Below are 241 nucleotides of genomic sequence, written 5' to 3'. Positions count from 1 at the left end.
TAGTCTTTTTTTACAGCTGTCCACTTGACGGGGGTAAGACCAATCAGTCTGTCCAAAACCAGAAAGAATTCATCCATGGATTGTTTGGGCTTACAGCATAAAATAGAATTCCGCTAGAAATATATGAGCTATAGTCTCTTTTATTTTATCTTTGCACCAGAACCCTTTTTCTTCTATGGCTTCAATTATACCTGCTCCGTGCATTGGATAAACAATGTTATCGCCAATTTGAAACATATAA

General features: G+C 36.5%; 1 pseudogene. It reads right to left on the bottom strand.

Annotated elements, in window-relative coordinates:
- Positions 1 to 159: 159 nt before the first annotated feature.
- Positions 160 to 237: pseudogene (locus tag JDS96_RS31465) on the bottom strand (CarD family transcriptional regulator); the annotation flags it as partial.
- Positions 238 to 241 lie beyond the last annotated feature (4 nt).

It is taken from the genome of Bacillus cereus group sp. N21, assembly GCF_016483395.1.
Lineage (GTDB): Bacteria > Bacillota > Bacilli > Bacillales > Bacillaceae_G > Bacillus_A > Bacillus_A pseudomycoides.
Note: the sequence above shows the minus strand (reverse complement) of the source record. Positions and strands in the feature narration are given on the sequence as shown.